Here is a 23,337-nt window from a genome sequence, read left to right as displayed (position 1 = left end):
CCACCCGAAACCTGCGAAAATCTCACAGCCATCGTCATTTGCCTGCACGCCCGCGCCGTCTAAACTGGCAGGACAGCGTGAGCCCATCGCCGGATGGTCAGTCCGGGCTTGAAGCCGCCCCGCCATGGGCACATGCTTCGGCCCGGCCAGGCGCGAGCGGGCCGCTGCGGGGGAATGCGATGGCCGGGCTCAACATCCTCTATGTCGAAGACGATGCCCGCGCGGCGCGGCAGGTCTGCGAGCTCGCCGCGAAGACCGGCGACACGGTGCACTGGGCCGCCACCGGCAGCGACGGTCTCAAGCGCGCCGGAGTGGAACCCTTCGACGTCATCATCCTCGATCGCATGCTTCCCGATCTCGACGGATTGACGATCCTTGCGCGCCTGCGCGAAAGCGGGATCGGCACGCCGGTGCTGATGCTGTCCGCGCTCGGGCGCACCACCGATCGCGCCGAGGGCCTCGACGGCGGCGCCGACGACTACCTCGCCAAGCCCTTCGAGGCCGAGGAACTGCTCGCCCGCCTGCGCGCGCTGCATCGCCGCGCCTCGGGCAGCACCCATAGCGCGGTGATCCTCTACGGCGCCTTCGAATGCCACGTGAAGGCGCGCACCGCCTTTCGCGCCAACCGCCATCTCGCGCTAAGCCCCCGCGAATTCGAGCTGTTCCGCTATTTCATGGAGAACGCGGGCGAGATCCTCACCCGCGAGATGCTGCTGCGCGATGTGTGGAAGATGAACTTCGACCCCCAGACCAACGTCGTCGACGTCAACATCGGTCGTCTGCGCCGCAAGCTCGAGGAAGGGTTCGACAGCCCCGCGCTCGAGACGATCTGGGGTTCGGGCTACCGGCTGCTGGAGGGCCGGTGACGCAGACCTCGCCCCTACGCCATTCGATCTACTCGCGCATCGTCCTGCTGGCGATCCTGAGCGCGGCCAGCATCACCTTCGCGCTCTGGGTGCTCGCCGACGCGACGATCGCGCGCTCCAACCGCCTCGCCCAACAACGCGCGGTCGATGTCGACCTCGCCGGGCTCGTCGACATCTACGCCAGCAACGGGCTGCCCGAGCTGGTCGAGCGCATCGAGGACCGGGCCGCACTCGAGCCGCGCAGCGGCGGGTCCTCGCATTACCTGCTGACCGGGCGGCAAGGCCGCCACCTGGCAGGAGACCTCACCCGCTGGCCCCGATTGCGCGCCGAGCTCTCCGAGGCCGGGGACATCGAAATCGCGCCGCACCACAGCGCCTTTGCTCGGGCAACCCAGCTCGGACCGCAACTGCGCCTGCTGGTGGCGCACGAGACCCCCGCCCTCGACGCGCTGCGCCGCCAGGTCAGCCTGGTGTTCCTCGCCGGGGGCATTCTCGCGGTGGCCGCGGTCGCGCTGGCCGGGTGGCTCGCCGCGCGCCGGCTGGCGACCCGTATCGAGCGCCTCAACATCGCCTTTCGCAATCCCGACGACCGCGCGCTCGACGCGCTGACCCGCCAATCCGGCCACGAGGACGAGATCGGCGAGCTGACCCGCCACTCGGCCAACGCGCTCGCCCGCCTGCGCCGCCTCGCCGCCGCGCACCGCGAGACCAGCGACCACGTCGCGCACGAGATCCGCACCCCGCTGATGCATCTCGACAACCGGCTGGTGAAGACGCTGGCGGCCTCGCCCGATCCCGAGATGGCCCGGGGCATCGCCAGCGCCCGCGACGAGATCCGCGCGATCATCCGCATGCTCGAATCGCTGCTCGACATCGCGGCCAGCGAGGCCCGACGCGGCGATCGCCACGGGCTCGCCCCGGTCGACCTCTCCGCCCTCGTCTGCCGACTCGGCGAACTCTATGCTGACAGCGCCGAGGAGACCGGCCATCGCCTTGTGGTCCAGATCGCGCCCAGGGTCATCGTCAACGGCGAAGAGATGGCGCTGACCCGGCTCGTCACGAACCTGCTCGACAATGCCTTCAAATTCGTGCCGCCCGGAGGTACAATCACGCTTGCCCTGAGTCCGGGCCCCCGGCTGATCGTCCGCGACGACGGGCCGGGCGTGCCCAAGGGGCAGAGAGAGCATATTTTCGAGAAGTTCGCCCGGGCCGGGCACAGTCCGCACGGAGATGGTGGCGGAGCTGGTCTGGGCCTCGCGTTGTGCCGTGCCATCGCCCAGCGCCATCATCTCGAGATCACGCTCGTGGACACCCCCCGCGGGGCCTGTTTCGCGGTGACGCCGGAGACGAAGCCATGACCCGACCGAATGATTCGCCTTGCAAGAGACGCGCCCCGACCCGACGCGCGCTGCCACAAGCCCTGCTCGCCGCGCTGGTGATGGTCACGGCCGCCGGCGTTCCCGCCTCGGCCCAAAGCGGCCCCGGCGAGGATCCGCCGGGCGCTCTCGAGGGCACCGTCGCGCTCGCGCTTGCCGATGCCAGCACGGCTGCCAAGCGCGCCGACACCGCAGGTCTCGAGCGCGCACTCAGGATCATCGAGCGCTCGGGGGCCCGCCCCTTGCCCGACTGGACCGGCGAAGACCCGGTGGTGCGCTGGCGGGCCGCCGCAGCGCCGGACGTACGGGCCGACGACCCGGTCTACCGGGGCAGTCCGGTCGGACCAGGCTACCGCGCGGGCCGGGTCATCGCCGGAGCGAGCGAGCATTTCGAACAGGTCTTTCTTTCGGGCCGGAAGGCCAGCGTCGCGCTGTCGACACCGGGCAAGGCGGCGCTGTCGCTGCGCGTCGTCGACCGGGACCGGCGCGCGGTTTGCGAAGGGCATGGCGGCGCCTGCCAGTGGGTCCCCCTCTTCACGCAGCGCTACGCGATCGAAATCCGCAATCGCGGCGAAAATCCAGCGGAGTATTTCCTCGTCGTGCAATGACGTCGGCGGGACCGACTTCGCGGGGAGGCCCACTTTACGCTTGCACCCGCAGCCTTGCGTCTGCACCCACGGGATCATGGCAAACACGCCCCCTTCCCGACCCGCGAAGGCGCGATCCGCGCCCACCGATGACACCGCGACGCCGCCGCGCGACGCCACGCGCGAGGAAATGATCCTGGCCGCCGCCGCCGCGCTCTTCGCCGAGCGGGGCTACGCCGCCACCTCGATCCGCGACATCGGCGAGAAAGTCGGGCTGCTTGGCGGCTCGCTCTACCACTACATCAAGAGCAAGGACGCGCTGTTCATCCGCGTCCACGACCATGCCCTGCACACGGCCGAGACCGCCATCCGCGCCGCGATCGCGGAGATCGGGGAGCCGGCCGAGCAGCTCGCGTGCGCCTGCCGCGTGCTGCTCGCGATCCAGCTCGATCCCGATTCGCTGACGATGCCGCTGATGAACGACTTTCGCGCCGTACCCGACGCCGTCCGCGCCAAGTTGATCGAGCGGCGCGACGCCTTTGAAGCGCTCTTCGCCGATCTGGTCGGGAAAGTGCGGCTTCCCGCCGGGACTGACCCCCAGCTCTACCGCATTCTCCTGCTCTCCACGATCAACTCGGCGGGCAACTGGTTCCGCCCCGGCCGCCTCAGCCTCGACGAGGTGGCGCGCCAGATCCTCAAGATCTATGCGGTGCAGTAAGCACGGAATACCGATCCGCGCCTTCGAAAACCAGCGAATGGAGGGAAAGTTGGAGCGGGTAAGGGGAATCGAACCCCTCTAGCTAGCTTGGAAGGCTAGAGCATTACCACTATGCTATACCCGCTCTGGGATCCGGCGGCGGGACGTGCCTCGCTGCCAAGGCGAGCCGCTTGCCACGACACTTGCCCCCTCGTCAATATCTCATTTACAACCCGGGTGCATTGCGCGCCGGATCAGTGCCCCGGGTAGTCGAGCAGTGCCTCGACGGCGAGACCGGCTGCGCGCAGGCGCTCGCCCCCGCCAAGGTCGGGCAGATCGACGAGGAACAGCGCCTCGGCAACCACGCCCCCGGCCCGGCGCAGCAGTTCGGTCGCCGCCAGCGCGGTTCCACCGGTAGCGAGGAGATCGTCGACGAGGACAATCCGCGCGCCATCCTCCACCGCGTCGGGATCGACTTCCAGCGTGTCGGTGCCGTATTCGAGCGCGTAGTCGATCGCGAGCACCGGCACGGGAAGCTTGCCCGGCTTGCGCACCGGCACGAAGCCAAGGCCGAGCCGCGCCGCAATCGCCGCGCCGAAAATGAACCCGCGTGCCTCGATCCCGGCAATGGCCTGCCCCCCGCAGGCCTCCACCTTCTGTGCCATCAGCTCGACCGCGGCGGCAAAGCCCGGCCCGTGCCCCATGAGCGTAGTGACGTCGCGGAACAGGATGCCTGGCTTGGGGAAGTCGGGGATCGTGCGGACCAGCGATTTGAGGTCTTCGGGCGTCACGGGCGGGGTACTCCGTCGGATGTGGCAGAGGTCAGGGCGACCCATAAGGAAAGAGCCTCCCCATCGCGCGATGGGGAGGCTCTGTCAAAGGTTCGCGTGGGGCGGAAAGCTCAGTGCTTCTTGTTCGCCCAGATGTTGCGATAGGACATGTAGCCCAGGATCGTGGCGAAGAGCAGGAAGCCCAGGATCGGCCAGCCGGTCTGCTTGCGCTTGTCCATGGTCGGCTCGGAAGCCCAGATCAGGAAGGCCGAAACGTCCTTGGCTTCCTGGTCGAGCGTGGCCCTGGTGCCGTCCGAATAGGTCACCGCATCGTCCACCAGCGGGGCCGGCATCGCGAGGTTGAGGTTCGCGAAATACGGGTTGTAGTAAAGCCCGTCCGGCGTCTTGGAGTCCGGGAAGTGCTTGAGCAGTTCCGCGGGCTGATCCTGGTAGCCGGTCAGCAGCGAGTAGACGTAAGCGCCGCCGCCGTGACGCGCCTTGGCGATCAGTGAGAGATCGGGCGGGCTGCCCTGGCCACCATAGGCAACCGGCGGGAAGTAATCCGTCGCCATGCCCGGGTTGGACGCGACCTCGCCGGTGGCGGTGTCATACTTGGGCACCGTGAACTGCGCCGCGATCGCCTTCACTTCGGCGTCGTTGTAGCCCAGCTGCTCCAGGTCGCGGAACGCCACGTGGCGCAGCGAGTGGCAGGCCGAGCAGACCTGCTGGTAGACCTGGAAGCCGCGCTGGAGCTGCTGGCGGTCGAACTTGCCGAACGGACCGTCGCTCGCGAAGCTGACGTGCTTGGGGGCAAGGTGGAACTCGTGCTCGGCCGTCGGTGCCTCTGGCTCGGTCGCCGCCGTGTAGGCGCCGACCGCGAATGTGTAAGCCAGGGACAGCGTGAAGAACAGCCCGACGAGGATCGAGAGAATGCGTGCCATGTCTTTCGTCTCTTTCGTGTCTGCTGTCGATCAGGCCGAGGGCGCAAGCACGGCGTCTTCATCCTTGCCGAGCACGGACTCGGTGATGGAGAAGGGCAGCGGCTTGGGCTTCTCGATGGCCGAAACGATCGGAAGGATGATCAGGAAGTGCGCGAAGTAGTAGAGCGCCGCGATCTGGCTGATCATCACGTAAGGTTCCTTGGCCTCCGCGCCGCCGCAGTAGAACAGCACCAGCATGTCGAGGCACAGGACCACGAAGAACCACTTGTAGACCGGACGGTACGAAGCCGAACGGATCGGCGAACGGTCGAGCCAGGGCAGGAAGAACCACACCAGGATCGCCCCGAACATCGCCAGCACGCCCATCAGCTTGGCCGGGATGAAGAAGATGTTCGCGGTGAAGGCGCGCAGGATCGCGTAGAACGGCCAGAAGTACCATTCGGGCACGATGTGCGCAGGTGTGCTCATCGGGTTGGCCGGAATGTAGTTGTCCGGGTGACCCAGGTAGTTCGGCGCGAAGAACACCATCGCGCAGTAGAGGATCGCAAAGACGCCGATCGCCCAGCCGTCCTTGGCGACGTAATAGGGATAGAAAGGAACCGTGTCGCTCTCGCTCTTGACCTCGACGCCGGTCGGGTTCGACGAGCCCGGGATGTGCAGCGCCCAGATGTGCAGGATCACCACGCCCAGGATCACGAAGGGCAGGAGGTAGTGCAGCGAGAAGAAGCGGTTGAGCGCGGCGTTGTCGGGCGCGAAGCCGCCGAGCAGCCACTGCTGGAGCGGTTCGCCCACGAGCGGGATCGCGCTGAACAGGCCGGTGATGACCTTGGCGCCCCAGAAGCTCATCTGGCCCCAGGGAAGCACGTAGCCCATGAAGGCGGTCGCCATCATCAGCAGGAAGATCACGACGCCCAGCAGCCACACCATCTCGCGCGGGGCCTTGTACGAGCCGTAGAAGAAGCCGCGGAAGATGTGGATGTAGATGACCACGAAGAAGGCCGAGGCGCCGTTGGCGTGCGCATAGCGCATCAGCCAGCCCCAGTTCACGTCGCGCACGGTCATCTCGATGCTGTCGAAGGCAACGCCGGTGTTCGCCGCATAGTGCATCGCCATGACGATGCCGGTGACGATCTGGATCACGAGGCAGAGCCCCGCGAGGAACCCGAAGTTCCAGAAATAGTTGAGATTGCGCGGAACCTCGTAGCCGCCACCGACGGCGTTGTAGACGAGGCGCGGGAGCGGCAGCCGTTCGTCCATCCACTTCATGAAGGGATGTTCGGGAGTATATACCTTGGCCCAGGGAAAGCTCATGTTCTTGATCCTCTCTCTTGGCCTCAGCCGATCGTGACGACGGTGTCGGACGTGAAGGTGTAATCCGGAACCTGCAGGTTCAGGGGCGCAGGGCCCTTACGGATTCGGGCGGCGGTGTCGTAGGACGAACCGTGGCAGGGGCAGAAATACCCGCCGAATTCCCCGCGCGGCTCACCTTCGCCGGCGCCGAGCGGCACGCACCCCAGATGCGTGCACACGCCCATGGTGATCAGCCAGTTGGTCTTGCCTTCCTTGGTCCGCTCTTCCAGCGTCTGCGGGTCGCGCAGGCTCGAGACGTCGACGGCGTTCGCCTCGTCGATCTCGCGCTGGGTCAGATTGCGGATGAAGACCGGCTGCTTGCGAAAGATCGCCTTGATCGCCTGCCCGGTCTGAACAGAAGAAATATCGACCTCGGTCGTGGAAGCCGCGAGGACATCGGCCGATGCCGACATCTGACTTACCAGCGGAATGACTACCCCTATTCCGGCGACCCCTGCCGCGCTTACCGCCGCGACGTTGATGAAATCGCGCCTCCGCACGCCATCTTCTTCTGCCATGTTTGCCCTTGCCTTGTTTAGACAACCCCCGGCCGAACCCGACAAGAGCCGGAACCGACAAGAGGCCAGGATGCGCACCTACGGTTCGCTTGGATCCCCCCAACGTACGGTACCAAAACAGGTTAATCCTGTTCTCAATACCGACCTGGCACGGCTGATATACACGAAAATCAGCCGTGCCAACCGTGTTTTTGGTCAAGCGGACCGCCCATGGGCGCCCTTGGCGGGCTTCTAAACTCTGAAGGGAGAGGCTGTCTTGACCTAGGTCAAGCCGATCACCGATATCTGTCTGCCATAATTGGCTTCTTTGCGATGGGTCGCGCGACGGTAGGAGAAATAGCGTTCAGGGGCGCTGTAGGTGTCGAGCCCCAGCGCCTCGATGCGGCGCAGGCCCGAGGCGGCGAGACGCGCGGCCACATAGGATTCGAGGTCGAACTGGTGATGGCACTCGCGCCCGGCGCCGAAGAACACCGCATTGCCCTCGTCCTGTTCAAGGAAACGGCGGAAAAAGGCCTCGTCGACCTCGTAGCTGCGCCGCGCGATGCACGGGCCGATGGCCGCGGCGATGCGCTCGCGCCGCGCGCCGAGCGCCTCCATCGCCTGGACGGTGCTTTCGGTGACACCCGCGAAGGCGCCCTTCCAGCCGGCGTGCGCCGCCCCCACCACCCCGGCTTCATGATCGGCAAACAGGACCGGCGCGCAATCGGCGGTGAGAATGCCCAGGAGCACGCCGGGACGGTTCGTCACCAAGGCGTCGGCATGGGGCCGCTCCGCATCGCTCCAGACCGGATCGGAAAGTGTCACGCAATCGGCCGAATGCACCTGGTAGAGCGTCACCAGCCGGCCGCCGGGAAGAACGGCCTCGACCACCCGCGCCCGGTTGGCGTCGATCTTCGCGTGGTCATCGCCCGAACCATAGCCGACGTTGAGCCCGGCGACCTCGCCTTCGCTCACCCCGCCGCGCCGACCGAGAAAGCCGTGGGCGATCCCCTCGAGCCCCTCGAGCGACGCCGCGCGCGCAACGTCGACCGCTTCGTTCGCGATGGTCATGGCCGCGTCCTCAGCCCAGGCTCTTGGTGACCTGCTCGCGCACGTCGCGCGAGAGATTCGCCTCGGCCGCGATCCGCTCGAGCTCGGCGCGCATGAGCGCGGCGCGCTGCGGCTCGACCCGGCGCCAGCGTCCGAGCGAGGGCACGAAACGCGCCGCCGTCTGCGGGTTGATCGGGTCGAGGCGGCGGATGAGGTCGCCGATCATGCGATAGCCCTCGCCGCCCGGATCGTGGAACGCGACCGGGTTCATCGCTGCGGCCATGTAGAGCGCGCGCACGCGATTGGGGTTCGACATGCGGAACTCGGGATGCGCGCTCAAGGTCTTGATATGCGCCAGGACGCGCGGGTGGAGCGAGCCGGCCTGGAGCGAGAACCACTTGTCGATGACCAAGGCATTACCCTCGTAACGCGCAAGGAAATCGGCCAGCGCCTCCTCGCGCTCGGGGCAATCGAGGCTCGCCAGCACCATCAACGCGCCCTGCCGGTCGGTCATGCTCTGGGCCCCCTGGTATTGCGCGAGGCCGCGCCGCGCGCCCTCGGCCGGGTTACCCGCCGCGATGTAGACGAGCGCCTGCGTCTTGACCTTGCGCGCGCCGCGTGCGGCGGCCTCGCGGCCATAGGGCACCGCCGAGACGCGGTCATGGAGCGCTTCGAGATCGGCCGCGAGCGCCTTGCCGAGCCAGGCCTTGAGGCCCTCGCGCTCGGCGTGGATCGCGCCCGGATCGGACACCAGCAACTGCTCGGCAAGATAGCTCTCGGCCGGAAGCAGCATCAGTTCCCCGCGCATGAGGTCGTCGAGCGCGGGGTCGGTTACGATCGCCCCGAACGCCGCACCGATGGCTTCGCGGCCCTGCGCGCGCGCACCTTCGTCAAGCCCGCCGCCGACCGCCGCGACGAGGTGCTGGACGACGAGACTCTGCATCGCCTCGTAGCGCGCGAAGGGGTCATCGTCGTGCGCGGCGAGGAACACGAGGTCGGCATCGGGGCGCAGCATCTCGATCGCGACCGGCGCGGAGAAGCCACGGTTGATCGAAAGCACCGGATCGGCGGGCGCGTTCTCGAAGACGAAGCGGTCCTCGGCCTTGGTCAGCACGATCAGCGTTTCGCCGCCGTGCGTACCTGTGGCGCGGTCGAACAGCGCGACGCGCAAGGGGATCGGCATGGGCTGCTTCTCGGGCTGGCCCGGCGTGGTCGGAACTGCCTGCCGCAGCGTCAGCACCAGCCGCGCCCCTTCCTGCTGGAGCGCGACCGAGACTTGCGGGGTGCCCGCCTGCGAATACCACAGGCGGAACTGCGACAGGTCGAGCCCGGCGCCATCCTCGATCGCGGTCACGAAGTCCTCGCAGGTCGCGGCGGTGCCGTCGTGGCGCTCGAAGTAGAGGTCGGTACCTTTGCGGAACCGCTCCTCGCCCGCCATGGTGCGCATCATGCGGATCACCTCGGCGCCCTTGTTGTAGACGGTCGCGGTGTAGAAGTTACTGATTTCCTGATAGGAATCCGGACGGATCGGGTGCGCCAGCGGCCCCGAATCCTCGGGGAACTGGGCAATGCGCAGGATCCGCACGTCCTCGATGCGCTTGACCGGCTCGGAGCCCATGTCGGCGCTGAAGAGCTGGTCGCGCAGGACCGTGAAGCCTTCCTTCAGGGAAAGCTGGAACCAGTCGCGGCAGGTAATGCGGTTGCCCGACCAGTTGTGGAAGTACTCATGCCCGATCACGCCCTCGACCGCGTCGTAGTCGGCGTCGGTCGCGGTGTCGGGGTCGGCCAGCACATAGCGCGTGTTGAAGACGTTGAGCCCCTTGTTCTCCATCGCGCCCATGTTGAAGTCGGACACGGCGACGATGTTGAAGAGGTCGAGGTCGTACTCGCGCCCGAAGGTCTCCTCGTCCCACTTCATCGAGGCGATCAGCGAATCGACCGCGTGCTGCGTGCGCCCTTCGTCGCCCGGGCGCACCCAGACGTTGAGGTCGACCTTGCGCCCGCTCATTGTGGTGAAAGTGGCGTGGTTGGCGATCAGTTCACCCGCGACGAGCGCGAAGAGGTAGCTCGGCTTGGGCCAGGGGTCGTGCCACTCGGCCCAGTGCGTGCCGTCCTCGCTCTCCCCTTGCGCGGTGCAGTTGCCGTTGGCGAGCAGGATCGGAAAAACCGCCCTGTCGCCCGCCATGCGCACCGAATAAGTCGAAAGCACGTCGGGGCGGTCGGGGAAGAAGGTGATGCGGCGGAAGCCCTCGGCCTCGCACTGGGTGCAGAGCATGCCGTTCGAGGCATAGAGGCCCATGAGCTGGCTGTTGCCCGAGGGTACGAGCGCGGTTTCCACCGAGACCTCGTGCGCCTCGCCCGCAAGCTCGATCAGGAGGTCGGGCCCGTCCATGCGCCAGTCGTTGACCGCCTCGCCATCGACGTGGACCGCTACGGGAGCAAGCTGGTCGCCGTTGAGGCGCAGCGTCGGCGTGCCGTTGCCATCGGGGTTGCGCCGGACCGAGAGCTTCGAGACGACCGTGGTCGCATCGAGGCCAAGCGCGAAGTCGAGCGCGATCTCGGGCACCAGCCAGGCCGGGGGCAGATAGTCCTCGCGCCGGATTACCGGCGGGGCCTGCGGCGCAGGCGCGGCATCGGCCGTCTGGAGGTTCTGTTCGGGCTCGGCGGGTCTGCTGGCGATATCCATGGGGCATATCTAGCCCTTCGCGGCGCGAATGCCAGAGAGGCCCACACGATTTGCAGGGTGCCAGCGCCACTTTGTCGAATGCGTGCAGGGATGCTAGGTCCGACGCCATGCCCCGCCTGTTCATCTTCGGCCTCGGCTATACCGCCAAGGTCATCGCCCGCACGTTCGAAGCCTTTGGCTGGGAGGTCGTCTCCACCGGCCGCGACGGCACCTTGTCCTTCGACGATGCGGGCTCGGTCCGCCTCGCACTTGCCGACGCCGATCACGTGCTTTCCTCGGTTCCGCCGGGGCGCGAGGCGCGCGGCGAACCGCTCGATCCGGTGCTGGAAGCCTATGGCGATGCGCTCGGGGGCAAGGCGCTGAGCTACCTCTCCTCGACCGGGGTCTACGGCGATGCGGGCGGCGCCTGGGTCGACGAGGCCTCGCCCATCGGCACCGGGCGACGCACCGCGCGCGCCGAGGCGGACCGCGCCTGGCAGGCGCTGGGCGCACGGGTCTATCGCCTTCCCGGCATCTATGGGCCGGGGCGCTCGATCTTCGAGCGGGTGCAGGAAGGCCGCGCCCACCGCATCGACCTGCCGGGCCAGGTGTTCAGCCGGGTCCACGTCGAGGATATCGCCAGTGGCGTCCTCGCCGGGCTGGACAAGCCCGTCGGGGTCTACAACCTTGCCGACGACCTGCCCTGCCACCAGAACCGACTGGTCGAGCACGCCTGCGCGTTGCTGGGCCTGCCCCTGCCGGCGCTCCAGACGCTCGACGAGGCGGGCCTTTCCCCGATGGCGCGCGGCTTCTACGCCGAGAACCGGCGCGTCGCGAACGGCAAGGCCAGGCGCGTGCTCGGCTGGCGGCCGCGCTACCCCGACTACGCGGCGGGCTTGCGCGCGCTGAGCGCCACGATCAGCCCCAGCGTCGCCAGCGCTGCGCCGGCGCCGGCGAGCAGCGACCAGCGGTAGCCCTCGAACAGCGTCGAGAGCAGCATCGCGATGACCACCACCGCCACCCCGTTGTAAGCCGCGCGGCCGGCACCCAGCGTGCGGATCAGCGTGTAGTAGAGCGGGAAGGTGACGACCGAGCCGAAGAAGGCGAGATAGGCCGTGCCCAGCCAGTAACGCGGGCTGGCCGGGAAGACCGGCGGCCCGTCGCGCAGCCAGGCGACAAGGATGTCGGCGAGCGTACCATAGAGCATCGCCCAGGCGAGCAGGCTGACCATCGCCAGCTTGCGCCCGGTCTCGTTGGCCTGCACCACGTTCGAGAACGAGGCGCAGAGCATCGCGGCGAGCGCCAGCGCGACACCCAGCCAGACCGAGCCCGCCAGCGGCGCTTCGTGCGCCTCGTGAAGCAGAAGCAGAGCGATGCCCGCGATGGCGATGACGCTGCCGACCAGGAAGCGCCGGGTAATCGGCTGGCCCAGCATGGCGCGGGCCAGCAGCGCGTTGGGCACCAGCATCAAGGCGATCATCACCGCGACGATGCCCGAAGTTAGGTACATCTCGGCGCTGTAGACGAAGTTGTAGTTGCCGCAGAACTGCGCGAGGCCCACCAGCACCGCAAGGCCATGGCCCGCGCGCCCGATGCCCAGCGGGCGCTTCATCGCCGCGGCCACTGCAAACATCGCGGGCGTGGCGAGCGCAAAGCGCCAGGCGACCGACCAGCCGGCCGGAGCCACGCCGATCTGTCCGGTGATGACCCACCAGGTCGATCCCCAGATCAGGCAGACCAGCAGAAAGGGCAGCGCCACTTTCGGGCGCAGCAGAAAATCCTCGTTCATGGGGCTCGCGCCTAGAGCGCGGCCAGCGCGCGCGCAAGCGCGGCCACGTGGTCGGGCGCGGCGTCCCAGGCGGTGACAAGGCGCGCCGCGTCCTCGCCCCAGTCGTAAAAGCCGAAACCCTGCGCGCGCAGCGCCGCGCGCTCGGCCGGGGTGCAGGCGAGGAACACCTCGTTCGCCTCGACCGGGTGGAGCAGGCGATCGCCCGCCGCCCCGGCGATCTCGGCGGCGGCCGCGTTGGACGCGCGGGCGTTGGCCAGCCACAGGTCGCCCTCGAGCATGGCCAGGATCTGCGCGGCCAGGAAGCGGCCCTTGGATTGCAGGTGGCCGGCGCGCTTGCGCCGATAGCGCAGCAGCGCGGCCTGTTCGGGGTCGAACAGCACGATCGCCTCGGCGCTCATCGCCCCGTTCTTGATGAAGCCGAAGCTGAGCGCGTCGACGCCCGCGACCACCTCGCCCGGCGCGCAGCCCAGGAACGCGACGGCGTTGGCGAAGCGTGCCCCGTCCATGTGCAGGCCGAGCCCGCGCGCCTTGGCGAAAGCGGCGATCGCGGCCACTTCATCCGGGCGATAAACGCAGCCGTACTCGCTCGCCTGGGTGATTGAGACCGCGTGGGGCTGGACCTGGTGGACGTCGTCGCGGATGCCCGCGCTGGCACGTGCCAGCGTCGCAGGCGTGACCTTCGCGCTTTCGCCTTCGACGAGCATCAACTTGGCGCCATGAAGGAAGAAACCCGGCGCCCCGCCCTCGTCCATTTCGATATGCGCCTCACGGTGGCACAGCACGGCGCCGTGTGGCGGGACCATCGAAGCCAGCGCCAGGCAGTTCGCCGCCGTGCCGCTGGCCACCCAGAGCGCCGCGCACTCGCGCCCGAACAGCGTGGAAAAGGCCGCGTCGAGCGCGCGGCTCGGCGCATCGTTGTCATAGGGCGCATCGGCGCGATCGACGGCCTGCATGGCCTTCCAGACCTGGGGGTGAACGGCGGCGGCATTGTCGGAGAGGAACTGCATGACCATATGCCAGACCAGCCCGGCATAGCCGCGTCAAGCATCTCATGAGCAAGGAAGTATCGCATGGTCGGCCTCACCATCACCCGGCATGACACCCGCGAAGGGGGCGAGTACCGCGCCCATCCCGCCGACAGCGAGGCCTTGGGGCGCCTCACCTGGACCGCGCGCGAGGGCATCCATTATGCCGAGCACACGCTGGTCCCGCCCGAGATCGGCGGGCGCGGCATCGCCGGGCGGCTGGTCGAGGCGATGGTCGCCGACGCGCGTGAAAACCAGTTCCGAATCGCGCCGGTGTGCAGCTACGTCGTGGCCGCCTTTGCCCGCCATCCCGAGTGGGACGACGTGAAGGCCTGAACGGCATTTTGATGGCGGCACCGGCCCACGCCGCTTTCCGCGCTGCGAATAGTCTCGACGCGCCACGCGCCAGACGCGCCGTGCAGGTCCACGGGAACCGGCAAGGCAGGTCGCGCGGTTGTTGTTCTTCCGGATCGCGCCGCCTCGCGCGCGACGAACTCAAGATGACCAAGAGGATGCTACCCCCATGGCCTACACCGATTTCCTGAAGACGCAGTGCTACATCGACGGCCAGTGGTGCGACGCGGCATCGGGCGCGACGCTCGACGTCACCAACCCGGGCACCGGCGAAGTCATGGGCACCGTACCCAAGATGGGCGCCGAGGAAACGCTGCGTGCGATCGACGCCGCCGAGGCGGCGCTGCCCGCCTGGCGCGCGAAAACCGCGGGCGAGCGCTCGAAATTGCTGCGCAAGCTCTATGAGTTGATGATGGAGCACCAGGCCGACCTCGGCGAACTGCTCAGCCGCGAGCAGGGCAAGCCGCTGGCCGAAGGCAAGGGCGAGATCGCCTATGGCGCGAGCTTCATCGAGTGGTTCGGCGAGGAAGCAAAGCGCGCCTATGGCGACACCATTCCCGGCCACGCAGCCGACCGCCGCATCGTCGTGATCAAGCAGCCGGTCGGCGTGGTCGGCGCGATCACACCCTGGAACTTCCCCAATGCGATGATCACCCGCAAGCTCGGACCCGCGCTCGCGGCCGGCTGCACGATGGTGATCAAGCCCGCCTCGGCCACCCCCTACTCCGCGCTCGCGATCGCCGCGCTGTGCGAGATGGCGGGCATTCCGGCGGGCGTCGTCAACGTGGTGACGGGCAGCGCGGGCCAGATCGGCTCGACGCTGACCGGGAGCCCCAAGGTCGCCAAGATCACCTTCACCGGCTCGACCGAGATCGGCCGCCAGCTCCTTCGCGAATCGGCCGAGACGGTCAAGAAGTGCTCGATGGAACTGGGCGGCAACGCACCGTTCCTGGTCTTCGACGACGCCGACGTCGACGCCGCGATCGAGGGGGCGATGATCTCCAAGTTCCGCAACGGCGGGCAGACCTGCGTGTGCACCAACCGATTCTACGTCCAGGACGGGGTCTACGACGAATTCGTCACCAAGCTCGCCGCGCGGGTCAAGGCGATGAAGGTGGGCTACGCGCTCGACGAAGGCACCGAGATCGGCCCGCTCGTCGACGAGAAGGCGGTCGAGAAAGTCGAGGAGCACCTCAAGGACGCGCTCGAGGGCGGCGCGACGCTGCTTGCGGGCGGCTCGCGCAACGAACGCGGCGGCTCCTACTTCAACCCCACCGTCGTCGCGGGGGTGAAGCCCGACATGCTGCTCGCGCGCGAAGAAACCTTCGGCCCGCTCGCGGGTGTCATCCGCTTCACCGATGAGGCCGAGGCGATCGCGATGGCCAACGACACCGAATTCGGCCTCGCCAGCTATTTCTACGCCTCGGACATGAGCCGGGTGTGGCGCGTGGCCGAAGCGCTCGAGGCGGGCATGGTGGGCATCAACACCGGCCTCATCTCGACCGAAGTCGCGCCGTTCGGCGGGGTCAAGCAATCGGGCCTGGGCCGCGAGGGCTCGCACTACGGGCTCGATGACTTCATGGAACTGAAGTACCTGTGCATGGGCGTGAAGCCCGCCTGATCGGATCACGGCGAAGGCCAAGCCGCCGTCCCCTGTGCATCGCGCGATGCGGCGGGGGACGGCGCGCGACGGGAAACGCCACGACGATTGCACGCTTCGCAGCCGCATTCGCGCTTGTCACGAGCCCTCGCGCAGACCATTATCCCGCCCCATGCCCACCGCCATCCAGACCGACGCTACCAACGAACGCAAGCTGATCGAGGCCATCGCGCTCAAGCGGCACATCCGCGCCGAATACAACGGCACCGAGATGCTGCTCGCCCCGCACCGCCTGTTCAGCCGCCACGACGAGCTTTTCGTGAGCGCCTTCAACCCGAACAAGAACTGGAGAAGCGACGAGGAGCGTCGCCTCGGCCACTTCAAGCTCGACGGCCTCTCGAACCTGCAGGTGACTGAGGAGCAGTTCGAACCGCTGCCCGATTTCGACCCGGCCCCGCCGCGCGACAGCGACCAGGAAGTCTTCGCCGTCACCGCCTGAGCCGGATGGCCGCGCGTCATCCGGCCGTCTTACGGTCTCCGCCCCCCGCGCCAATCGGTTCGGGGGGTTTTATTTTACCCGCGTCAAACTGCGCACGGTGCGCACATGCAAAGGGCCGACGGCTTGCGCCGCCGGCCCTCGTTCCACATGGGGGAGTGGACCTCGTGCTAAGAGCGAATCAGGATTTCTTTTGCTCGTTATAGCGTTCAATCGCCTCCAGCACGATCTGGCGCGCATCGTCTGCGCCGCCCCAGGTGCCCACGCGCACCCACTTTTCCTTTTCCAGATCCTTGTAGTGCGTGAAGAAGTGCTCGATCTGGGCCAGCACGATCTCCGGAAGGTCCGCCTTCTCCTTTACGTCGACATAGTAAGGAAAAGTTGAATCGACGGGCACGCAGAGCAGCTTTTCGTCGCCGCCATGTTCGTCTTCGAGGTTGAGCACCGCGATCGGACGCGCGCGCACCACGCAGCCCGGAATGAACGGCGAACGCGCGATCACCAGCGCGTCGAGCGGGTCACCGTCGGGCGAGAGCGTGTGCGGCACGAAACCGTAGTTGGCGGGGTAACGCATCGGGGTGTGCAGGATACGATCGACGAAAAGAGCACCCGACTCCTTGTCGAACTCGTACTTGACCGGCTCTCCTCCAACCGGAACCTCGATGACGACGTTGAGACTTTCCGGCGGATTGTCGCCAACGGGAATCATGTCGATGCGCATGGTCATCCTTCTTTGTAGACACTGTGCGAAGTGCGGATAATGACTGTAGTGGCACGCGGCTTAGCCGCGCTCTTGGTGCGCCGCAACAGGCTTCTTGGCCCATGAACGGGCAGAGCGGAGCCCTTGCGGACCCCGCTCCTACCCTCGCCTTCGCAAGATGCGCAGCCCGACTTTGGTCGAGCCTGCGCCACAGGCGATTACTTCGTGCGTGCGTCAAGCAGGCGATCGAAACCGTTCGCCTTGCCCGGCGTCGTGCTTTCCAGCCAGGGCCAGCGCAGGCCCTGGTGGTAGTCGACCTTCACCGTCTCGAAGCGATCGCCGCGCTTGACGAGCAGTTCGATCGGCTTGCCGGCATCGGCATTGCCGGTCTTGGCCGCGGTGATCGCGTCCTTGATCGTGTCGGTGCTGTAGGCAGTGCCGTTGACCGCAACGATCTGGCAGCCGTTGACGAGCCCTGCGTTGAAGCCGACCGAATCCCAAAGCGAGGAGGTCACCGTGCCGTCCTTGCCGAGCCCGACGCCGAGCGAATACGTCAGGTTGAGACCGCCACGGTAGCTCTCGATGCCCTTTTCGTAGGAGTTGGGCTCGTCCTTCCAGACCAGCTTGTAGCCGGCCTTCGCGATCCCGTTCATCGGCGCGGGCTGGTTGGTGCCGTAGATGCGCGTCTTGAGGAAAGTCGCCCAGTCGTAGGGATAGATGCCGTTGAGCGTCTTGACGACTTCGTCGAAATCGTAGGTCAGCTCACCCCAGTCGCCGTCGCGCACGCCGAAGAAGGCCTTGGCGAAATCGTCGAGGCCCTTCTTGCCCTTGGTGCCCTCGCGGATGATCTGGTCCGCCTCGAGCCAGGTCAGCGCGCCCTCGACGTAGTAGTCCTCCGAGCGGGTGAGCGAGACGTAGGGCAGAGGGCGACGGCGCGCGAGCTGCGGCGCGGCGGTGGTGTCCTCGACCGAACGCCAGCTGCGCCCGGGCGTGCCTTCCGCGTACTTGGCCGCCGCCGAGGCGAACATGTCGAGCACGGTCTGCTTGGTCTGGACGCCCGAACGCGCCGCGAGGACATAGCCCCAGAACTGGGTCTGCCCCTCGTAGACCCACAGCAACGTGTTCTGCATCGGCTGCTGGTAGTCGGGCGTCCACAGGTCGGCCGGGCGGCGGTACTTGCCGTTCCAGCTATGCGTGAACTCGTGCGGGATCACGTTGTGGTCCCAGTCCATCTTGGCCCACTCGGTCCAGGCGGTAGGCTCGTACTGGTTCTCGCTCGAACGGTGATGCTCGAGGCCGATGCCGCCCATGCGGTCGGTCAGCGCGAGGAGGAAGTCGTAGTGGTCGAAGTGGCGCGCCCCGAAGGTGGCGAGCGCCTCGTTCACCAGCTTGCGGTAGTGCTCCATGTTCTCGGGCGCGATCTTGAGCAGCTCGGGCTTGTCGGCCACCACGTCCATCGCGACGCCGTGCCCCAGTTCCCAGCGCTGCGCATACTTGCCCGCGAAGATCGGCGCATCGACGAGGCGCTCGTAGTCGGTCACGTCCCAGGTCAGCGTGTCGCCCTGGCGTGCCTGGCCGTCGAGCGAGGTGTAGACGCTCCAGCCCGCGGGCACCTTGACGGTGGTCTTATAGGGGATGCGGCGGGTGTAGTAGCCGGCCGGGTAGAGGCTCATCTTCTCCCACTGCAGATTGAGCATTTCGCGCGTCATGGTGATGCGTCCCTCACTGCCGGTCAGCGGCGAGGTGTGGACGAACGAAGCCGTCACCGCCTTGGTGCCCTCGGGCAGCGCGAGGTGGAAGGCGTTCACCGCGACGGTGTCGCGCACCCAGGGGATCTCCTTGCCATCGGCAAAGAAGTGGAAGTTGGCGAGCAGCGAATAGGGCCCGGTTTCCGAGTGGTTGCCCGGCAGCCAGCCCGGCTGCATCAGGATCAGGTCCTTGGTGCCCGCCGCAACCGGGAACACCTGCTTGACGCGGTAGACACCGTGCTCGACATCGCTGGCGTCGATGTCAAGCGCGACGGTGCCGGGATAGGCGACGTCCTGGGCTGCGGGCATGGCGGCCGGCAGCGCCGGGGCCATCGGCGTGGTTCGGGAGGAGTCCTGGGCGATCAGAGCAGAGGATGCGGACAGGAGAGCGGAGAGCGAGACGAGCGCGACATGATACTTCATTACACGCATCCTTGCGTCTGTTGCGCGGTTTGGCAACCATCTATTGCCGCTTTCCAACACGGTCTTTATCCTTTTCCCCATTCAGGCTAAGCGCGCGCGGATGAGCAAGACACCACAGGCCATTCGCGGAACCCAGGACATCTTCGGTGCAGACGCCGAGGCCTTCGCCCACGTCGTCGAGACCTTCGAGCGCGTGCGCCGGCTCTACCGCTTCCAGCGCGTGGAAATGCCCGTCTTCGAGAAGACCCCGGTGTTCTCGCGCTCGCTGGGCGAGACGACCGACGTCGTCTCCAAGGAGATGTACTCGTTCGAGGATCGCGGCGGCGAATCGCTGACCCTGCGCCCCGAGTTCACCGCCGGCCTTGCCCGCGCCTACCTCACCAACGGCTGGAAGCAGTTCGCTCCGCTCAAGGTGGCGACGCACGGGCCGCTGTTCCGCTACGAGCGCCCGCAGAAGGGCCGCTACCGCCAGTTCCACCAGATCGACGCCGAAGTGATCGGCGCGCCCGAGCCGACCGTCGACGTCGAGCTGCTCGTCATGGCCGACCAGCTGCTCAAGGAACTGGGCATTTCCGACGGGGTGACGCTCCAGCTCAACACGCTGGGCGATGGCGAAAGCCGCGAGGCCTGGCGCGCCGCGCTCATCGAGTACTTCCGCGACCACCGCGCCGAGCTGTCCGAGGATTCGCAGGACCGCCTCGAGCGCAACCCGCTGCGCATCCTCGATTCCAAGGACCCGCGCGACAAGCCCTTCACCGCCGATGCGCCCCGGATCGACCAGTTTCTCTCCGGCGAGGCGCAGGACTTCTTCGGCAAGGTCACCGAAGGTCTCGCCGCCGCCTCGGTTGCGTTCGTACGCACCCCCTCGCTGGTGCGCGGGCTCGACTACTACCGCCACACCGCTTTCGAATTCGTCACCGACCGCCTCGGCGCGCAAGGCACGGTGCTGGGCGGCGGACGCTACGATGGCCTGCTCGAGGCACTCGGCGGCCCGGCCACCCCGGCGGTCGGCTGGGCGGCGGGCATCGAACGTCTCGCCATGCTCGTCGCCGATGCCGGGCTGGTACCACAGAGCCAACTCACCTGCGTGCTCGCGGTCGAGGACGACGCCGCGCTGACTTTCGCGCAAAAAGCGATCACCGCGCTGCGCTTCCAGGGCATCGATGCCGAAATGATCGCCAGCGGGAGCCCGCGCAAGCGCTACGACAAGGCGGTCAAGGCCGGCGCCAGGGTCATCGTCTCGTTCACCTGCGTCGAAGGCGTGCCGACCGCCAATCTCAAGGCGGCCGAACCCAGCGCCGAATCGCTCGCGGTCGACCAGGTCCTCCAGCAGATCCACCCGTGAGCCGCATTCGGATAGCCGCCCAGTGAGTCTCAGCGACGACCGCCTGCGCCAGATCGCGCACCGTTTCGGCGAACTCGAGGCCCGCCTCGCCTCGGGCACGCTCGAAGGGGACGCCTTCGTCGCCGCCAGCCGCGACTATGCCGAGCTCGAACCGGTGGCGCGGCTCGCCGCCGACGTCGCGGACCTGCGCGGCGAACTGGCCGAGCTGGTCGCGATGGATGACAGCGACCCCGAGATGCGCGCCCTTGCCGCGGAGGAAGTCGCGCGCATCAAGGCCGAACTGCCCGAGCGCGAACGCGCGCTGTCCATCGCGATGCTGCCCCGCGACTCGGCCGACCAGCGCCCGGCCATGCTCGAGATCCGCGCCGGGACCGGGGGCGACGAGGCCGCGCTCTTCGCCGCCGACCTCTACCGCATGTACGAGCGCTACGCCGCCGAACAGGGCTGGCGCGTCGAGATGGTGAGCGCAAACGCCAGCGACGTCGGCGGTTTCAAGGAAGTCGTCGCGAACGTGACGGGCACCGGGGTCTTCGCCAAGCTCAAGTTCGAGAGCGGGGTGCACCGCGTGCAGCGCGTTCCCGTAACCGAATCGGGCGGCCGCATCCACACTTCGGCGGCGACCGTCGCGGTCCTGCCCGAGCCGACCGAGGTCGACGTCCAGATCGAGGACAAGGACCTCAAGATCGACATCTACCGCGCGTCGGGCGCGGGCGGGCAGCACGTCAACACGACCGATTCGGCGGTGCGCATCACCCACTTGCCCAGCGACATCGTGGTCACCTGCCAGGACGAGCGCTCGCAGCACAAGAACAAGGCCAAGGCGATGCAGGTCCTGCGCGCGCGGCTTTACGAGAAGATGCGCGACGAGGCGCAGGGCGCCGAGGCCGAGGCGCGCCGCGCCATGGTCGGCTCGGGCGACCGTTCCGAGCGCATCCGCACCTACAACTTCCCGCAAGGACGCGTGACCGACCACCGCATCAACCTGACGCTCCACCGCCTCACCGAAGTGCTCGAGGGGACCGGCCTTGGCGAACTGGTCGACGCGCTGATTGCCGAGGACGAAGCCAAGCGGCTCGCGGCGATGGACGCGTGAGCGCAACTGTCGGCGAACGCCTGCGCCGCGCGAGCGAGGCCTACGCCGAGCGGCTGACGGGCGAGGCGGGCGGCGCGCGCTTCGACGTCGAGCTGCTCATGGCCGCCGCGCTCGGCACCGACCGCTCGGGGCTGCTGCTGCGCCACATGCGCGATCCCGCGCCCGAGGCCTTCGAGCCATTGTTCGCCCGGCTGATGCGCGACGAGCCGGTCGCCTACATCCTGGGCTCGGCCGAATTCTACGGGCTTTTTTTCGAGGTAAGTCCCTCGGTGCTGATCCCGCGCGCCGATTCCGAAACCGCGATCGAGGCCGCGCGTATCGCCTTCGCCAAGGCGCCGCCGACCCGCGTGCTCGACTGTGGCACCGGCTCGGGTGCCTTGATCCTGACCGCACTTCACCTGTTTCCCGCGGCCACCGGCGTTGCCATCGACCGCAGCGAGGCCGCGCTCGCCGTGGCCGCGCGCAACGCCGAACGCCTCGGCCTCGCGACGCGTGCCCGGTTCCACCACCGCGACTGGGAACAGCCCGAGTGGTCCCACGACCTCGGCGGCCCCTTCGACCTGATCCTCGCCAACCCGCCGTACATCGAGGACGAGACCGAGCTCGACGCCTCGGTACGCGAACACGAGCCGCACGGCGCGCTTTTCGCCGGTGCCGACGGGCTCGACGCCTACCGCATTCTGGTCCCGCAACTGCCCGGATTGCTCGCGCCCGAGGGCCTCGCCCTCGTCGAGATCGGCCATCGCCAGGCCGAGGCAGTCATGGCGCTGGGCGCGCTCTGGAATCTTGACGCTCACCTGCATCGCGATCTCGCGGACAGGCCCCGCATCATCGCGTTTTCTCGAATTCTCCACTGATTCGGGCAAGATTTCACTTGGAATCGCTCTATGGAGTGCCTAAGGATTGCAGCGAACCGGTTGATGGATGAATTTTACCCATAACCCGGTTTGCTCCCAGCATTTGCGGGTAGTGTCCTGAAATTCGGGCAACAAAGATGCAAATGTATAAGTCTCGGCAGCCGGGGGGCCCGCCGTGTCATGCGACATTCGGTAATCCAGCTCTTGGGTTGAGTGGATACCAGGGGTTTTGAGGAAAGTTATCCTTGAATAACAATCGTGGTAACAACCGCAGGCGTGGCCGCGGTAACAATCGCCAACAAAATGGCCAGCAGACCAACCGAATCGACAGCCGGGCCCGCGGCAACGCGCCCCAGATGCTCGAGAAGTACAAGAAGCTGGCGCACGACGCGATGCTCAACGGTGATCGCGTTCAGGAGGAATATTACCTCCAATTCGCCGACCACTACTTCCGAGTGATTGCCGACCAGAAGCAGCGTCAGGAAGAATCGCGCCAGCCGCGCCGCGACGATCGTGGCCAGGACAACGACGATCCTTACGCGGACACGTATCCCGAGGTCGTGCGCGACCGTCCTCGCGAGGCCCCGCGCCGCGCCGAGGCCCCGGTCGAAATGCGCGATCCCGTCGATGAGGCCGACGAGCCCGCCGAGGAGCGCCCTCGGTCGGTCTACGAGCCGGCCGAGAACCCCTTCGTGCGCGACAACCGCTCGGCCCCCAAGGCGCGCAAGCCGCGTCGCGGGCGTGACGAGAACCGTGACGAAAGTGGCGAGCACGCGGGCGGCTTCGACGCCAGCACCCTGCCCCCCTCGATCGCCACCAGCGGCGCCGAGGATGGCGGCGAGGACGGGGCTCCGACCTCCGAAAAGCCTGCCCGGCGCACCCGTGCCAAGGCTCCGGCGGAAAAGACCGCCGACAAGCCCGCCGAGAAGCTCAAGGCTGCCCGCCCCCGCAAGGCGGCCACCAAGAGCGAGCCCGAGGCCGCTCCGGCCAGTGTCGGTGACGAGGATGGCGAGGCCAAGCCCCGCCCCCGCCGCCGCGCCCCGCGCAAGACTGCCTCGAGCGACGACGCGGCCGCCAGTGCCGCCGAAGCCGACGCCTGAATTTTTGT

22 protein-coding genes and 1 tRNA gene are annotated in these 23,337 nt (G+C 67.4%); 12 read left to right on the top strand and 11 right to left on the bottom strand.

All coding sequences use genetic code 11. The features are described 5' to 3' along the window. Positions 1 to 179: 179 nt before the first annotated feature. The 4 genes from HT136_RS05030 (at position 180) to HT136_RS05015 (ending at position 3,547) form a co-directional block, all read left to right on the top strand. On the top strand, positions 180 to 866 hold the full coding sequence (locus HT136_RS05030; protein WP_214198478.1) for a response regulator transcription factor: 687 nt from the start codon (positions 180 to 182) through the stop codon (positions 864 to 866). Continuing rightward, the gene (locus HT136_RS05025; RefSeq protein ID WP_214198477.1) at positions 863 to 2,224 is read left to right on the top strand and encodes a sensor histidine kinase; all 1,362 of its coding nucleotides are present in this window, start codon (positions 863 to 865) and stop codon (positions 2,222 to 2,224) included. Before HT136_RS05030 ends, HT136_RS05025 begins: the two co-directional genes overlap by 4 nt. After that, complete coding sequence (locus HT136_RS05020; protein ID WP_214198476.1) at positions 2,221 to 2,850, top strand: hypothetical protein; 630 nt, start codon at positions 2,221 to 2,223, stop codon at positions 2,848 to 2,850. The genes HT136_RS05025 and HT136_RS05020 overlap by 4 nt, the downstream gene beginning before the upstream one ends. A gap of 169 nt (positions 2,851 to 3,019) precedes the next feature. Next, entirely contained in the window at positions 3,020 to 3,547 is a 528-nt protein-coding gene (locus tag HT136_RS05015; protein WP_425516879.1) for a TetR/AcrR family transcriptional regulator, read from the top strand. Between the two features lie 50 nt (positions 3,548 to 3,597). Here HT136_RS05015 and HT136_RS05010 read toward each other — a convergent pair. From HT136_RS05010 to pepN, 7 genes are all read right to left on the bottom strand, one after another. Beyond that, a tRNA-Gly gene (locus HT136_RS05010) sits at positions 3,598 to 3,671 on the bottom strand. A gap of 109 nt (positions 3,672 to 3,780) precedes the next feature. Further along, the gene (locus tag HT136_RS05005) at positions 3,781 to 4,317 is read right to left on the bottom strand and encodes an adenine phosphoribosyltransferase (protein ID WP_214198474.1); all 537 of its coding nucleotides are present in this window, start codon (positions 4,315 to 4,317) and stop codon (positions 3,781 to 3,783) included. Between the two features lie 110 nt (positions 4,318 to 4,427). After that, a complete protein-coding gene (locus HT136_RS05000) occupies positions 4,428 to 5,237 on the bottom strand; it encodes a cytochrome c1 (protein ID WP_214198473.1) in 810 nt (269 codons plus the stop codon). A gap of 30 nt (positions 5,238 to 5,267) precedes the next feature. Next, positions 5,268 to 6,548, bottom strand: a complete 1,281-nt coding sequence (locus tag HT136_RS04995) for a cytochrome b (protein WP_214198472.1) — start codon at positions 6,546 to 6,548, stop codon at positions 5,268 to 5,270. Between the two features lie 23 nt (positions 6,549 to 6,571). After that, complete coding sequence (petA, locus tag HT136_RS04990) at positions 6,572 to 7,105, bottom strand: ubiquinol-cytochrome c reductase iron-sulfur subunit (RefSeq protein WP_214198471.1); 534 nt, start codon at positions 7,103 to 7,105, stop codon at positions 6,572 to 6,574. Positions 7,106 to 7,366: 261 nt separating this feature from the next. Beyond that, positions 7,367 to 8,155 carry a peptidoglycan editing factor PgeF gene (gene pgeF, locus HT136_RS04985; RefSeq protein ID WP_214198470.1) on the bottom strand — a complete coding sequence of 263 codons (789 nt, stop codon included), beginning with the start codon at positions 8,153 to 8,155 and terminating at the stop codon, positions 7,367 to 7,369. A gap of 10 nt (positions 8,156 to 8,165) precedes the next feature. Continuing rightward, the gene (pepN, locus tag HT136_RS04980; RefSeq protein ID WP_214198469.1) at positions 8,166 to 10,820 is read right to left on the bottom strand and encodes an aminopeptidase N; all 2,655 of its coding nucleotides are present in this window, start codon (positions 10,818 to 10,820) and stop codon (positions 8,166 to 8,168) included. Positions 10,821 to 10,927: 107 nt separating this feature from the next. On the opposite strand from pepN, the gene HT136_RS04975 reads away from it, so the two are divergent. Beyond that, a complete protein-coding gene (locus HT136_RS04975; RefSeq protein ID WP_214198468.1) occupies positions 10,928 to 11,773 on the top strand; it encodes a Rossmann-fold NAD(P)-binding domain-containing protein in 846 nt (281 codons plus the stop codon). Here HT136_RS04975 and HT136_RS04970 read toward each other — a convergent pair. Continuing rightward, positions 11,683 to 12,588 carry a DMT family transporter gene (locus HT136_RS04970; protein WP_214198467.1) on the bottom strand — a complete coding sequence of 302 codons (906 nt, stop codon included), beginning with the start codon at positions 12,586 to 12,588 and terminating at the stop codon, positions 11,683 to 11,685. The two genes, HT136_RS04975 and HT136_RS04970, sit on opposite strands and share 91 nt — an antisense overlap. Before the next feature lie 11 nt (positions 12,589 to 12,599). After that, entirely contained in the window at positions 12,600 to 13,595 is a 996-nt protein-coding gene (locus HT136_RS04965; protein ID WP_214198466.1) for a threonine aldolase family protein, read from the bottom strand. A gap of 63 nt (positions 13,596 to 13,658) precedes the next feature. On the opposite strand from HT136_RS04965, the gene HT136_RS04960 reads away from it, so the two are divergent. From HT136_RS04960 to HT136_RS04950, 3 genes are all read left to right on the top strand, one after another. Next, positions 13,659 to 13,949 carry a GNAT family N-acetyltransferase gene (locus tag HT136_RS04960; protein ID WP_214198465.1) on the top strand — a complete coding sequence of 97 codons (291 nt, stop codon included), beginning with the start codon at positions 13,659 to 13,661 and terminating at the stop codon, positions 13,947 to 13,949. Between the two features lie 187 nt (positions 13,950 to 14,136). Further along, positions 14,137 to 15,588 (top strand): NAD-dependent succinate-semialdehyde dehydrogenase, encoded by a 1,452-nt coding sequence (locus HT136_RS04955; protein WP_214198464.1) that lies wholly within the window; start codon positions 14,137 to 14,139, stop codon positions 15,586 to 15,588. A 151-nt stretch (positions 15,589 to 15,739) separates the two neighbouring features. After that, positions 15,740 to 16,066 carry a WYL domain-containing protein gene (locus HT136_RS04950; RefSeq protein ID WP_214198463.1) on the top strand — a complete coding sequence of 109 codons (327 nt, stop codon included), beginning with the start codon at positions 15,740 to 15,742 and terminating at the stop codon, positions 16,064 to 16,066. Between the two features lie 178 nt (positions 16,067 to 16,244). Here the strand turns inward: HT136_RS04950 and ppa are convergent, their stop codons facing one another. After that, positions 16,245 to 16,784 carry an inorganic diphosphatase gene (gene ppa, locus HT136_RS04945; RefSeq protein WP_214198462.1) on the bottom strand — a complete coding sequence of 180 codons (540 nt, stop codon included), beginning with the start codon at positions 16,782 to 16,784 and terminating at the stop codon, positions 16,245 to 16,247. 197 nt (positions 16,785 to 16,981) lie between these two features. Further along, the gene (locus HT136_RS04940; RefSeq protein ID WP_214198461.1) at positions 16,982 to 18,934 is read right to left on the bottom strand and encodes a M61 family metallopeptidase; all 1,953 of its coding nucleotides are present in this window, start codon (positions 18,932 to 18,934) and stop codon (positions 16,982 to 16,984) included. A 100-nt stretch (positions 18,935 to 19,034) separates the two neighbouring features. Between HT136_RS04940 and hisS the strand changes: the two genes are divergently transcribed. From hisS to HT136_RS04920, 4 genes are all read left to right on the top strand, one after another. Further along, a complete protein-coding gene (hisS, locus tag HT136_RS04935; RefSeq protein WP_214198460.1) occupies positions 19,035 to 20,279 on the top strand; it encodes a histidine--tRNA ligase in 1,245 nt (414 codons plus the stop codon). Positions 20,280 to 20,301: 22 nt separating this feature from the next. After that, positions 20,302 to 21,372, top strand: a complete 1,071-nt coding sequence (prfA, locus tag HT136_RS04930) for a peptide chain release factor 1 (protein WP_214198459.1) — start codon at positions 20,302 to 20,304, stop codon at positions 21,370 to 21,372. Beyond that, entirely contained in the window at positions 21,369 to 22,229 is an 861-nt protein-coding gene (prmC, locus tag HT136_RS04925) for a peptide chain release factor N(5)-glutamine methyltransferase (protein WP_214198458.1), read from the top strand. The genes prfA and prmC overlap by 4 nt, the downstream gene beginning before the upstream one ends. A 245-nt stretch (positions 22,230 to 22,474) precedes the next feature. Further along, a complete protein-coding gene (locus HT136_RS04920; protein ID WP_214198457.1) occupies positions 22,475 to 23,329 on the top strand; it encodes a DUF4167 domain-containing protein in 855 nt (284 codons plus the stop codon). The last annotated feature ends 8 nt before the right edge of the window (positions 23,330 to 23,337 follow it).

This window comes from Novosphingobium profundi, from assembly GCF_018491765.1.
GTDB classification, from domain to species: Bacteria; Pseudomonadota; Alphaproteobacteria; order Sphingomonadales; family Sphingomonadaceae; genus Novosphingobium; species Novosphingobium profundi.
This window is presented reverse-complemented; position numbering and strand designations above follow the sequence as displayed.